Origin of the sequence: Enterococcus sp. 9E7_DIV0242 (assembly GCF_002140975.2) — a bacterium.
Lineage (GTDB): Bacteria > Bacillota > Bacilli > Lactobacillales > Enterococcaceae > Enterococcus_L > Enterococcus_L clewellii.
Map to the genome: position 1 here is coordinate 1,293,683 of NZ_CP147247.1, position 14,265 is coordinate 1,307,947.

Annotated in this window: 11 protein-coding genes; 1 reads left to right on the forward strand and 10 read right to left on the reverse strand. The window is 40.9% G+C overall.

Translation table 11 applies throughout. The features are described from left to right. Nucleotides 1-253: 253 nt before the first annotated feature. The 10 genes from A5888_RS06015 to A5888_RS06060 all read right to left on the reverse strand — a co-directional run bounded on the left by A5888_RS06015 (nt 254) and on the right by A5888_RS06060 (nt 13,211). Complete coding sequence (locus A5888_RS06015; RefSeq protein WP_212647175.1) at nt 254-925, reverse strand: hypothetical protein; 672 nt, start codon at nt 923-925, stop codon at nt 254-256. Nucleotides 926-1,095: 170 nt separating this feature from the next. Beyond that, on the reverse strand, nt 1,096-1,671 hold the full coding sequence (locus tag A5888_RS06020) for a GNAT family N-acetyltransferase (protein WP_086348281.1): 576 nt from the start codon (nt 1,669-1,671) through the stop codon (nt 1,096-1,098). Between the two features lie 290 nt (nt 1,672-1,961). Next, the gene (locus A5888_RS06025) at nt 1,962-3,104 is read right to left on the reverse strand and encodes a peptidoglycan-binding protein (protein WP_086348282.1); all 1,143 of its coding nucleotides are present in this window, start codon (nt 3,102-3,104) and stop codon (nt 1,962-1,964) included. A 268-nt stretch (nt 3,105-3,372) separates the two neighbouring features. After that, a complete protein-coding gene (locus A5888_RS06030) occupies nt 3,373-5,211 on the reverse strand; it encodes an ABC transporter ATP-binding protein (RefSeq protein WP_086348283.1) in 1,839 nt (612 codons plus the stop codon). A 15-nt stretch (nt 5,212-5,226) separates the two neighbouring features. Next, nucleotides 5,227-7,608 carry an ABC transporter ATP-binding protein gene (locus A5888_RS06035; protein WP_086348284.1) on the reverse strand — a complete coding sequence of 794 codons (2,382 nt, stop codon included), beginning with the start codon at nt 7,606-7,608 and terminating at the stop codon, nt 5,227-5,229. Continuing rightward, nucleotides 7,608-8,054, reverse strand: coding sequence for a MarR family winged helix-turn-helix transcriptional regulator (locus A5888_RS06040; RefSeq protein WP_086348285.1), 447 nt, complete (start codon nt 8,052-8,054; stop codon nt 7,608-7,610). The genes A5888_RS06035 and A5888_RS06040 overlap by 1 nt, the downstream gene beginning before the upstream one ends. A gap of 381 nt (nt 8,055-8,435) precedes the next feature. After that, nucleotides 8,436-9,278: a carbohydrate ABC transporter permease gene (locus A5888_RS06045; RefSeq protein ID WP_086351149.1), complete on the reverse strand. Its 843-nt coding sequence runs from the start codon at nt 9,276-9,278 to the stop codon at nt 8,436-8,438. 17 nt (nt 9,279-9,295) lie between these two features. Further along, nucleotides 9,296-10,213, reverse strand: a complete 918-nt coding sequence (locus A5888_RS06050) for a carbohydrate ABC transporter permease (protein ID WP_086351150.1) — start codon at nt 10,211-10,213, stop codon at nt 9,296-9,298. Nucleotides 10,214-10,421: 208 nt separating this feature from the next. Then, nucleotides 10,422-11,684 (reverse strand): ABC transporter substrate-binding protein, encoded by a 1,263-nt coding sequence (locus tag A5888_RS06055; RefSeq protein WP_086351151.1) that lies wholly within the window; start codon nt 11,682-11,684, stop codon nt 10,422-10,424. Between the two features lie 24 nt (nt 11,685-11,708). Continuing rightward, nucleotides 11,709-13,211 (reverse strand): alpha-N-arabinofuranosidase, encoded by a 1,503-nt coding sequence (locus A5888_RS06060; protein WP_339101981.1) that lies wholly within the window; start codon nt 13,209-13,211, stop codon nt 11,709-11,711. Between the two features lie 132 nt (nt 13,212-13,343). On the opposite strand from A5888_RS06060, the gene A5888_RS06065 reads away from it, so the two are divergent. Next, a complete protein-coding gene (locus A5888_RS06065) occupies nt 13,344-14,216 on the forward strand; it encodes a helix-turn-helix transcriptional regulator (protein ID WP_086348286.1) in 873 nt (290 codons plus the stop codon). The last annotated feature ends 49 nt before the right edge of the window (nt 14,217-14,265 follow it).

The window sequence follows — 14,265 nt, forward strand, 5'->3', positions numbered from 1 at the left end:
TTTCATTTTATCAGTTTGTTGTTCCTTTTTTGTGTTTGAACACTCAAAAAAATGCTGGTGAGTTTTCCTTTAGGAATTTCCACCAACACAATATATTGTAGAACCTATATTGATCCTAGTTACATGACAAAAATACCAGTTAAAGCACAATGCTCTAGCTGGTATTTTTATTTTTTATGAAAAGCGATTAGTCGGCCTCCACACCGAGGCACTTTGATACTTATGTTTACAGTCAAACACATTAAAAACAGCACTAGTTTTCGCCCAATAAGCGACTTTGGATTTTCTCTTGTCTTTTCTGATGAAGATACCCAATAGCGACAACAATTAATGTCCCTGCCAGATTGACCATGATGTCCTGCATCGTATCACTTAAGGCTTCATGCCCTGCAAGAATCTCACCCTCTACTGTCATAAATTTCTGCATATTGGTCTTTAAAATATGATCGGCTAAATACTCATAGACCTCCCATAGCACCCCACAGGTCGTCGCAAAACAGAAAGCAAACAGGCTGACAAAAAAAGGACTGAGGCGAACGGTATTTCGCTTGCTCCTACTGATAAAATCAACAATCAAAAAGCCTAATGCACTAAGCATCCCTGCACTGAAACCATGAAGGATCATGTCCCAAAATGGGATCTTATAATAGAAATTCTGTACCTCACCTAGATAAATCGCGCAAAACAGAAAAATAAAGTAGATGATCTCCATCAAATCAGGAATATCGATTCCATACATTTTCTCAACTCGATAAGGGATAAATATAACGATCATCCCTACAACACATTGCAAAATCATCAACACATAGTCACTTTTTACCAATTCATATTCCTTATTGGAACTGCCAGATGATGCACTTTGAAACATAATTATCGCATAAACAACCGAAACTGCCAGTAGACAAAATACGATGATAAAAATCAAATTTTTTCGTTTATCCAGCCTTGATTTCTTCTTATCGATGGATCATTCACTCCTTTTCTATTTTCTCTATTCAATGATAGCACACTTAGACAACGGAAAAAATCTCATTACGCATTTCACCTTATTCTTGTGTTGTTTTCCAAAACGTAGAAACCATCTGTATCTCTTCCCTATTTTTGCTGATTCTGCTCCTCAATGACCGTCAACGCTTTCGAGTAATCCTCATTTTTACTGCCATCAATATTATCTGGAATCAATACATAACCGAACCTTTGATAGAGCTTAATGGCTACGTGGCTCCAAGTTTGAGTATGCAAATAAACCGTTTTTTCAGGCTCAAGCTCAGAAAAGCGTGCCGTTACATTTGCCACGAGCGCTGCAGCAAGACCATTTCCTTGGTACTCCGGTTTGACTGCCAACCAATGCAACAACGGAACAGACTGACCATTCACAGCCTTCCACCAAGCTGTACAGGTCGCTACCTTCTCGCCTCTATCATTTTCCACAAACAGCATCCGCTGAGTCAGCTGTTCAGGAAACGGAGCGAAGGCTTTGTCAAAATAGGCCAATGCCTCCTGTTCCTCTGAAAACTCCAACACAGCAGTTTCAATCTGCGCCCACTCTGCTTCGTCGCCTTCCTGATAAAAAGCAAAATGAAAGCCGTCCGGCAAGCTCACTGATTGTACTGATTCAGAAACCGGACGTGCCATCCATACCTCATAATAAGGGATCGTTTTATCTAGCATTTTTTTCGTCTCCTCTCATCTTTTTTAGACTTACATTCAGTATACACTGCTTCTCCGTTTTCTTAAAAAAACACGTGAGCAAGATAGCTAAAAAAGTAGGAAAGCACTCCCCTTTCAATTATCTCCTGACAAAAAAAGGACTGTGACATTAATGCCTCAGTCCTTTAAAACTAGTTAGACGGTGTTCCAGAAGCAGCTTCTGTCACAACCTCCTCATTTATTCATAATTAGGAAAACACACGATTTGACTACAGTTTAAAGCATTAGTTAGACGCTTTTCTTACAGCCTCTTATTTCACTGCTTTCATTGCATCAATAACTGCTTGCAGGTAGCCTGATGTGTCAGAGAAGGTTGCTCCTGTCACGACATCTGCCGGGCTATCATCTTCACCTAAAGCATCCAGTTCTTTTACTGAAGCTTCTAGCTCAGAAACAGTTTTTCCTAGAGCAAATTCAGCGATTGCATCCATGCTGTCTGCCCAATCTTGAGACGCGCCACCTTTATCTGCCATCAGTTTAGAGTATGCGTCATTGTTCGCTTCTTTTGAAGACAATACTAAGCCTTCTTGAACATCTGCCCCAAAGTCAGCATCAGAATTTGGCACACCGCCAAATGATGCTGGATCAACGTATTGGAATTCATCCAATGAAACAGCCGCCAATTTATCACCATCTAAAGCTACAGTTGTCACAGAGAATGATTTATCTCCATGAGGTGCACCCAATACTTGTGCTTCTTTCAAGTCTTCTGTAGAAGTCTTGATTCCTGTAGAAATTGCTCCTTTGGTTGCTGCATCAATGATTGCTTGCAAGTAGCCTGATGTATCAGAGAAGGTTGCTCCTGTCACAACATCTGCTGGACTGTCATCTTCACCCAAAGCATCTAATTCTTTCACAGTATCTTCCAATTCTGATACTGTTTTGCCTACAGCAAATGCAGTAATAGCATCCATGCTTTCCGCCCAGCCTTGAGACGCGCCACCTTTATCTGCCATCATTTCTGAATAAGCTTTATCATTTTCACGTTTGCTAGACAATACTGTATCTGTTGGATAGTTTTCGCCAAATGCACCATCAGAGTTCGGTACGCCAGTAAAATCATCTGGAGAAACATATTGGAATTCATCTAATTGAACAGCTAAAATTTTATCACCGTTCATTGTCACGTTCGTTACAGCAAAGGATTTTGTCCCATGTGGTGCTGTAAGTAATTGTCTCATATACACTGTGCCTTCAGCTGGTGCTGAATCTTTTGTACTACCGTCTGCGATAGTTACATCCGCTGCTGCAGTGCTACTGCTTTCTGTTGTAGCGGAACTGCTTTGTGCTGTTGAAGAACTTGAGCTTGCAGTTTCTTTTTTGTCATCCGCGGAACAACCAGTAGCCGCTAATAATGCCAATAAAATTGCTGTTGTTAAAGTAATCTTTTTCATATAATATTGCCCCCTAAAATAATTATATTACCATTGTTCATTATATCACATTAAGATAACAGCCTCTACTATCTTTAAAGCGTTTTCTCTATTTGAAAAATGATTTCTAAAAATAACAGAATTTACCGAATTTTCTGTCAACTTCCACAACCCACTATCCATCGTATTTCTTACCTGTTGTTCATCTATTTAAACAGCTAGAAGGTACAAATAAAAAGAAAAAAAGAACTGCAAAATAACACAGTTCTTTTTTCTTTTCACGTTTTATTTATTCTGTTAGTTCTTCAAATTGCGAGTTATAGAGTGACGCATAGAAGCCACCTTGTTCAAGCAATTCTTCGTGTGTTCCCTGTTCCTTGATATCGCCACCCTGCATATAAAGAATCTTATCTGCATCCTTGATAGTTGATAGACGATGGGCGATAACGAATGACGTCCGGCCTGCCATCAGGTTATTCATTGCTTCCTGAATCATTCCTTCTGTCCTTGTATCTACGGAGGAAGTAGCTTCATCCAAAATCAGGATCGGTTTATCCGCTAAAATCGCACGAGCGATTGTCAACAGTTGCTTCTGACCTTGAGAAATATTGGATGATTCTTCATTCAGCTCCATCTCATACCCACCAGGTAATGTTTGAATAAAGTGATGAACATGGGCTGCTTTTGCCGCAGCATAAACTTCTTCATCTGTCGCATCCAAACGACCATATCGCAAGTTTTCCATGATTGTTCCTTTGAACAGCCAAGTGTCCTGCAAGACCATCCCAATATTCTGACGAAGATCCGCACGATTAAAATCTTTGATATTGTGCCCATCGATTTTGATAGCACCTGAATTGACATCGTAAAAGCGCATCAGTAATTTTACCATTGTCGTCTTACCGGCACCCGTTGGACCAACAATCGCAACTGTTTGTCCTGGATCGACATGCGTACTGAAGTCGTTAATAACGATTTTATCCGGTGTATAGCCAAAATGAACATGATCAAAATCGACCATCCCTTGGGCTTTGTCGATCTTCACTGGATTTTCAACCGTTTGATCTTCTTCCTCTTCTTCCAAGAATTCAAAGACACGTTCTGCAGCTGCTGCCATGGATTGCAGCATATTTGATACCTGTGCCAATTGAGCAATTGGTTGTGTCAAGTTACGCACGTATTGGATAAACGCTTGAATATCCCCAACTGTGATTGACCCATTATATGCCATGATCCCACCGAAGATTGCTACGGCAACATAGCCAAGGTTTCCAACAAAGTTCATGATTGGCTGCATCAAACCAGAAAGAAATTGTGATTTCCATGCAGATTTGAACAAGACATCATTTTGCTTTTTAAATTCATTCAGCGAATTCTCTTCATCATTAAACAGACGAACAATATTGTACCCACCGATTGTTTCTTCTACTTTACCATTGATGACCCCAAGGTATTCTTGTTGGGTCTTAAAGTATTTTTGTGAGTTTTTTACAACGATCATAATCAAAATAAATGAAATCGGTACGATCAAAACAGCGATACCTGTCATTTTAACAGAAATCGATAGCATCATAACGATGACACCGACGATTGTAAATACAGAGGTGATCAACTGTGTGATCGACTGGTTCAGTGATTGCCCCAAGGTATCCACATCATTGGTGATACGTGACAAAACTTCCCCTGTTGTCCGACTTTCAAAATAGTTCATCGGCATGCGATCGATTTTTTCGGAAATCTCTTTACGCATACGATACGTAATTTTCTGAGAAATCGTAGACATGATCCAGCCTTGCATAATTCCAAACAGTGCTGCTACAAGATAGAGTCCCAACATGAAAAGAAGAATACCGCCAACTTTTTCAAAGTCGATTCCACCTGTTCCCTGATATTTCTTGATCAAGCCATCAAATAATTCTGTAATAGCGGATGATAAGATTTTCGGTCCCCATATATTAAATACTGTTGAGGCAGCAGCAAAGATCATTACAAAGAAAACGGGTATTTTATATGCTCCAATATAGGAAACCAATTTCTTGATCGTCCCTTTGAAGTCTTTCGCTTTTTCAACTGGAGCAATTTGTCCAGGACCGCCGCCGCGAGGGCGTTTTTGTTTTTCTTCTGCCATTCTGTTTGCTCCTCCCTACTCAGCTTCTTCTATGCCTAATTCAGCATTGCTCAATTGTGACTGGGCAATTTCCTGATAGACTTTTGATGATTGCATCAAATCTTCGTGTGTTCCTTGAGCAACTACGCGTCCTTCATCCAGTACAATGATATTGTCCGCATGAATGATGGTAGAGATTTTTTGGGCAACGATGATTTGTGTTGCTTCTTTGATATTTTCAGCCAAAGCTTTACGTAGCGCCACATCGGTCTTATTATCAAGTGCAGAGAAAGAATCATCGAAAATCAATATTTTCGGATTTTTCGCCAAAGCTCGAGCGATCGAAAGACGTTGCTTCTGTCCACCGGAAACATTCGTTCCACCTTGAGAAATTTCACGACTGTAGCCTTTTTCATCCGAATCGATGAACTCTTCGGCTTGAGCAATTTTAGCTGCTTTCTTCATCTGTTCATCTGGAATATCCGCATCTCCAAACTTGATATTTGACGCAATATCTCCTGAGAACAAAATCCCTTTTTGCGGCACAAAGCCCATAATGGCATGCAGCTTGTGTTGACTCATTTCACGAACATCTATACCATCGATCGTAATCCGTCCACCTGTCACATCAAAGAGACGCGGAATCAGATTGACGATCGTTGACTTACCTGAACCGGTCGAACCGATCAACGCAGTGGTTTTCCCTGGCTCAGCAGTAAAGTTGATATGATGCAAGACATCTTCATCTGCATCACCATAGCGGAATTGTACGCCTTCAAACTTCACTTTTCCTTTAAAGTCATGGTCATCTTTTGGTTGTTCCGGATCAACAATTGTCGGTACTGTATCAAGAACTTCTTCTACACGTCCAGCAGCAACATTGGCACGAGGAAGAATGATCGAAACCATTGACAGCATCATGAATGCCATAACGATCTGCATGGTATACGTGATAAATGCCATCATATCCCCAACCTGCAACTGACCAGTATCCATGTTATGTCCACCGACCCAAACGATCAGAACAGAAATCCCATTCATCATCAGCATCATTACCGGCATCATGATAGACATAGCACGATTGACAAATAATTGTGTTTTCATTAAATCTGTATTCGCCACATCAAAACGTTTCTCTTCAAATTTTTCACGTGAGAACGCACGAATAACAGGCAATCCAGTAATAATTTCACGAGAAACCAGATTCACTCTATCGACCAAGTTCTGTAACGCTTTGAACTTAGGCATAGTAAATAGTAATAACGTCATAACTAACACTAGGACTGCGACAACAGCTACACCAACGATCCAACCCATGCCGGTCCCTGTGCGATATACTTCGTAGATTCCGCCAATACCCAGAATCGGTGCATAAAGAACCATACGCATGATCATAACGATCCCCATTTGCATTTGTTGGATATCGTTCGTATTACGAGTGATCAATGACGCTGGCGAGAATTTCTCCATCTCAGTATTTGAAAACTGTAATGTACGTTCATATTGACCAACACGCAGGTTACGTCCAACAGCAGCAGCTACTAATGAAGCAATCAATCCAACAATGATAGCTGCGACAGCAGAAATCAACGTCAACATAATCATTTTAGACCCTTTTTGGATCATATAGTCGGTTTGAATTTGTTGGACATTCATATCCAATGCTTTATATTCAGCTAAGGTCAGTTGGATACCGACTGTTTTCATGGAATCTGCGCCAAGATCACCTAAGCTCTCTTCTGTTTCTTTACGAGCAGCTTTCACTTTATCCGGCAATGCATCCATTGTTGCAGTAATTGAATCCGCCAGCTTTTGTGCTTCTTCACCTTTTGCCTGTGCTTCAGCTGCCAATGTTTGTGCTTCGGCACCTTTCGCTGCAGCTGTTTGCATATCAGTAGCTGTAGCGGCTGCTTCTCCAGCTGCCTTTGCCTGTTCTCCTAGAGCGGCTGCTTCTTCGCCCAGCTTCTTCGCTTTTTCGCCATCTTCTCCAACAGCTTTATAGGCTTCTATCACACCTTTGGCTTCACTAGCAGTAGTAGAATCCTTCGATTGAGAGGACGCTAACATCATCATTGGCAAATTGAAAATATCCGCCAATTTTTCTTTTGTCATTCCATCCTGAAGCTTCAGCTTGTAAACTTCAACTTCTTTACCATCGATCTTTTCAGTTGTCAGTTTGTAATTGTCTTCAACCTTTTGCTTTTCTTCATCGGTCATGAACATCTCAATCCCCTGAAGCGTTGTTTTCCTGATTTTTTCAGGAGTGGAGATTTCAAGACCTCCTTGTTGAATACCGACATCGACGATATCTGATGTCAAACTTGGTAAGCTCAAATCACTATATGCCTGCACAACTAACAGCGCAACAACGGCGATGACGGCATACCAGTATTTGCCAAGATATTTAAAAATCTTCACTATTGGTCACCTTCCTCTTTCAGGGATAATTTTTGGGAGCATTCTACAAATCTCGCAGTCATTTCGATAAATGTTTTCGTATCTGCTTCTCCCATCAATTCAAATACTTGAATGATTTTATCACGCATTTCTTTCTTTTCCTCATGCGCCATCTTCATTCCGCACTTTGTCAGTGTAACATTGATCCTCCGACGATCCGTCGGGTCCATATCACGAACGATCATCCCCTTCTTCTCTAAGCTGCCTAAAACGACAGCAATACGGGCACTGGACAAATTGAGCGATTCAGCTAAATGCTTAGGGCTGGTCGGTTCACCTGATCGAGCAAGAAACTTAATAACGATGCTTTCACCTTTGTTGCTTTTCTCTATTTTACTGAATGCACCATTACGATTTTGAAGCATTAATCGAACGAGCTCCTGCTCGGCTTCCTCTGCGAATGACATAGAGCTTCCCCCTTCTTCCAAGATAATTCCCAAAAATCACTAACACTGTTAGTAACTAATGCTGTTCGATATTAACGCATATAGCTGTTGAAGTCAACACCCTTGCTTCAAGAATACGCTTTAATGGGAAAAATCTTAAGAAAGTGTTATAAATATCGATTGTTATCTTAACTGGTTACTGTAAGCAAAACACTTCCATAGAATAACAATACTAACATAAAGATATTTATAAATCACTAATTAAAACACAAAACAACCTCAAACACTGTAAGTATGTTTGAGGTCAATGATTAGCTGATCGATTATTTAATTGCATTTTTAGAAGCTGTAAAAAGCCTCATACAGACCTAAGTCCAGCTTAACTATTTTAGAAGAATCTTATTAATCCTTCATCCCAGAGGTTTTTATCCCTGCAACCAAATGTCTGGAAGCAAACATATAGAGAATCATCGGTGGAATCGCCATGATCATTGCAAAGGCCATTTGCATATTCCACGCTGTCTGATTTTGCCCGCCTTCGATCTTAAAGGCATTCAACGCACCTAGGGTCAAGGGCTTCAGATTTTCTGAATCAATAAAGATCAAAGGTTGGAATAGCTCGTTCCACCAGAAAATCGTAGACAGCACACCCACTGTGATAAAAATTGGTTTTGCCAACGGTGCGATCACCTTCGTGAAAACCTGTATTCTGGAGCAACCATCCAGCATCGCCGATTCATCAATACTTTTAGGAATCGTTTTGAAGAACTGACGGAATAAAAAGACATTATACGGATAGGCGAAGAAGCTCGGCACGATCATCGGCAGGAAGCTATCTAACCAACCAAAAGTTCTAAACAATAGAAACTGAGGAATAACCAATGTTACTGTCGGAACCATCATTGTTGCCAGGATCATTCCAAAGACGACGCCTTTGCCCTTGAACTCCATCCGCGCCAACGGATAAGCTACAATTGAACTAGAGACCAATGTTCCAATGGTATTTCCAACAATCAGAACCAAACTGTTTTTGAGATACTCCAACGCATTACTCTTCTTGATCACATCAATATAGTTTTGCCATTGAGGCTCAGAAGGGAATATCTGAGGCGGGAACTCGCTGATTCCGTTCAATGTCTTTAATGAGTTGGAAAATATCCAAAATATCGGGAAAAACATTAGGATGGCGAAAAAGATCAAAATGCCATACTGTAATAGTTTTACTGCTTTCGAATCATAATTCATGCTCTTTTTCACCTTCCTTATCCATAATTGACTTTGTCATCCGATAATTTAAACTGGAGAATAGATATCACCGCGACAATGATAAACATAATGAATGCCAACGTTGAAGCTGTCCCCATATCAAACTGTTTAAAGGCTTTTTCATAGATCAACAGACTCAACACCTTCGTCGCATTCCCCGGACCGCCACCAGTCAGCGGGAATAGAAGCGTAAATGCACCATTGAATGAATTGACTGTCGCTACTACCGTATTGAACAATAGAATGGGTGAAATCGATGGCAAGGTAACATTTTTAAACCGTTGCCACGCATTTGCGCCATCCAGATGAGCTGCTTCATACAGCTCAATCGGCACCTCTTTCAAGCTGGAGTTGAAAATCAACATCATTTGCCCAGTCGAGAAGGTAAACACACTAGCGATCCCGACAACGACCCAAACGAGGTTCGCATCGCCCAGCCAGTTCGGACCGGTGATCCCTACTGTAGAAAGAAAATAATTGACTACGCCTAACTGATTGTTGAACATCAAGATAAAGCAGCTTGTCATAACAACCGATGGCATAACTGCGGGAACAAAATAGAAGAATTGGAAAATGCCGATAAAACGTACCTTGAAATTCAATAATACTGCCAAAAACAGAGAAGCGCTGACGGTCACAAACACATTCAATAGTGTGAATAGAAAGGTTATCTTCAATGTGTTGAGAAAATCAGAACTGCCGCTGAACAACTGTTGGTAATTTTCAAGTCCGACGAACTTCGGTTGCCCCAGCAAATTCCATTTCGTCAAGCTCAATAAAAATGAAAGTAAAATCGGTCCGCCTGTAAAGAAAATGAACCCGATGACCCAAGGAGACAAAAATCCATAGGCGGTCAGCGTATCTTTTAGGCTCTGCCTATTTTTTGCTTTTTTACCTTTAGATAAATTTTTCATAGCAACCTCTCTTTTCTTTTTTAGGGAAAAGGCCCGTTCTTCGACCAACATTTCCGTTCCCTACAACTTTTGCTAAATGATACAACTAGCTTCTTACCTACCATTTAAAGCAATATGCTCATGGACAAGCCATACAGGATGCGCCATTTGTGATGGATCGACGCTCCTGTAAGTACTCGTCACCAGAAAAAAACTTTGTCATGATCTTCTATTGATTATCTTTTATTTCTTGGTTCGCATTTGGGATATACTTATCAAAAATATCGTCCATCTCAGTTGTACCTAAAAGATACGCATCAAATTGATTCACCAGATTGGTTGTTGAAGCCGCGTTGATCAGTACATACCCAAACTCCCCTTCTTCTCCGGCACGTTCAATGACTTCCCAATTCGATGGGCCATTTTTGCCTTCTTTCTTATATGCCCCTTGCTCTGCAATTGATTTTAATGCCGACGGATTTGAGCCCCATTCAGAGTTCAAGGTCTGACCTTTTTCACTCATCATGAATTCAATAAATTTCCATGCTTCATCCGGATGCTTGCTGGCTGCATTGATCGTATAGAAACCGGTGTGTAACGAGTTATACGCACGTTCGCCTTTTGGCAATGTTTCGATATCCCAGTTGAATTCTGCATCTCGGTAATTTAGAATCTGCCAGCTGCCTGTACGTGTCATTGCCGCTTGACCAGAAGAGAACAAATCTGCAACAGAATCTCCGGCAGATGGTTCAGGACTGACCTTCAACTCATTCGTCAATTTATCCTGATACTCAAGCGCACTCTTCAAGCCATCGCCCAAATCCAGCTGTCCATTTTTCACTACAGCGTCGCCACCCTGTCCTGCAAGCGACCACCACAAGCCACGGAATGTCAATGCATCCGCTCCCCATTGGGTTGTTTTCCCACCTTCTGAAACAGTAAGCTTTTGTGCTGCTTTCTCAAAATCATCCCAGGTCCAATCCTTTGTTGGGTAGTCTACACCAGCCGCATCAAACATATCTTTGTTATAGAATAATATCTCAGAAGCATACGCCCATGGCAGACCATAATTCCCACCAGTTTCTTCATTCAACGCTTGAACAGCAGGAATAAAGTCATCTGTATCGATTTTGTCTGTATCTGCTAAATAATCCTCTAAAGAAATGATAGAGCCAGAATCGGCAAATTTCGGCAGGTCCGTTTCAAAGGAAAGAATAACGTCTGGCGCTGTTCCACCAACGAGCATTTGATTGATTTTTTGTGAGTAATCGGAATCCGGTATTTGAACTAGCTCGATTTCAATATTCGGGTTCTCTTTATTAAATTCTTCGATGATATTGTCGGGAAATTTATCCCATGCAGAGAATTTGATTTTTACTTTTCCATCGTCAGACCCTGAACTTGCTTTGTCATTCGATCCGCCACAGCCAGCTAGTAATCCCAAACCTGCAACAACTGCCAACAACCCCACTGTTACTTTTTTCCACATCATTTCCATCACCTTTCCAGTTCTCTTTTATTGCTTCGTTTTTACACGAAGCATATTCCACGACAGCGCCGGTAATTTTACGTCTATACCGTTGTCCGTCATTGCTACTTGCTCATTTTTGACAGGCTTCACTTGCTCCTGTCCCTTTGTATTGGTTGCTTTCAGCTCATGTCCCGCTATGGTTGAACACTCAACGACTGAGTGAAGCTTATACCCTTGCAAATCCAATTCAAGTGTCATTTCTTCCTCTAGCGACCGATTGACTGCAAAAATAGTCAACTCATTTCGTTCTTCATTTTCTACTACAATGCTTTCTAAATAAGGAACATTTGAAAAATCCTTGGAATCGTAACTGTCAGAGCGCACATTCGTCACTAGCGCTTTGCCTCTGCCAAAAGTCGATACCTGTTGAAATGGATAAAAAATTGTCTGTCGCCAGCTCTCCCCTCCTGTTTCAGTCATGATCGGTGCAATCACATTGACCAGTTGAGCCAGACAGGCAATTTTTACACGGTCACTATTTTTTAACAGTGTGATCAGCAGACAACCAAATGCCAAAGCGTCCTCAAAATTATAAATATCCTCCAGCACCGGACGGGCAACCTGCCATTTTTCAATCTGTTCGTCCGTATCTAACGTGTGGTACCAAATGTTCCATTCATCAAATGCAAGATTCAAGGTCTTTTCTATTTTCTTTCTGGCTTTGACAGAATCACAGATAGCGATCACCCCTTTGATAAAGCGATCCATATCCAACGATTTTGCCAAATAATTTTCAATATCATTCTCCGGATTTCCGTAATACATGTGCAAAGATAGATAGTCGACATGCTCATACGTATGCTCTAACACGGTTTGTTCCCAGCTGCCAAAAGTCGGAAGCGTACTGATCGATGTCCCACATACAACCAGCTCGATCGTTTCATCAACCAGCTTCATGACCTTGGCTGTCTCAGAAGCTAAACGGCCATATTCTTCTGCCGTTTTCGCACCGATTTGCCATGATCCATCCATTTCATTACCAAGACACCATGTTTTGATATTGAAAGGTTTCTGTGCGCCATGTTCTTTTCTTAAATCGCTCCAATAGGTACCACCCGGAAAATTACAATATTCCACCAGATTTCTGGCTGCATCGATGCCTCTTGTCCCAAGATTGACACCCATATCTACGTCTATTTCCAGCTCATTCGCCCATTGCATGAACTCATGCAGACCAATTTCATTTGTTTCGATCGTCTGCCACGCTAAATCAAGCCTTCTCGGTCTTTTTTCAACAGGGCCGATACCATCTTCCCACTTATAGCCGGAAAGAAAATTCCCACCCGGGTATCGGACCAGAGGCACATTTAATTCCTTGACCAAAGCCTTTACATCTTCTCTAAACCCATAGTTATCTGACATAGGATGCTCCGGATCAAAGATACCGCCATAAACGGCTCTACCCATATGTTCAATAAATGATCCATAGAGACGATCATCTATCTCACCGACTATATTTCCTTTATTTATAAGCACTCTAGCCTTCACATGACTCCCCCTTATTCGGTTCAGCAATTGCAATTTCTGCTTTATTTACGTATATTATAATATGTAATCGCTTTAATGTTTTATAAAAATCAAACTACAATTTATAATATTCCACACTAAAGGAGGAGAAAAATGAATCCTATACCGATTCTCTCCATGATCATCCCGCCGTTTCCAACATTTATTGAAGGGAATTTCACTTCATATTCTGCCGGACAACAGCACCCCAATCGAAACAATCTGCCTTATTTTGATTTACTATTTGTTTTGAAAGGATCACTCTACATCACAGAAGAAACGACGGATTATGAAATTCGGAAGGGAGAAATGCTGGTGCTGGCGCCTTTCCTCCATCATTTCTCCACTAAACCATGCACAGAGGATACTGATTTTTATTGGCTCCACTTTCATTATGATGGGCATTGGGAAGCGCTCGAACATCCTATTCAGCTTAATTCTGACGTTATCATGCCTGAGCTGCACTACCACAATGAAGACTACACGTTGCATCTAAAAAAATACCAAAAGCTTTCCGATTCAAAATTCATATACGCACTACTTGACCGCCTGTTATTGGGAACTGTTGGAGAGAAAAAATCGATTGTCTTCTGGGACAATCAAAAACGATTTTCTCAGCTTTTGAAATCGTTGGAGGAACAAAGTTACTCCAAAACCAGCGTGATTGATTTGGCGGAAAATATTGAGCTGTACATCAAGCAAAATTACGCAAAGGAAATCACGAATGCGACATTATCCAAGCATTTTCACTTTCACGAGAATTACCTCGTTCGTTCCATGAAACAAGTCTTTCAGTGTACACCGTTAGAATATTTATCTAATTATAGACTGGATAAAGCCACCAGCTATCTGATCAAAACCAACCTGTCTATGACAGATATCTCGATAAAATGCGGCTTTAACAATTCCGCTTATTTTTCACTCTGCTTCAAAAAGAAATACGCCATGTCACCACTGAATTATCGCAGAGCCCATTCCGGAAAATAGAATGAAACAGGACAGAGATCACACCATGTAGCGGTGAATCCCTGTCCTG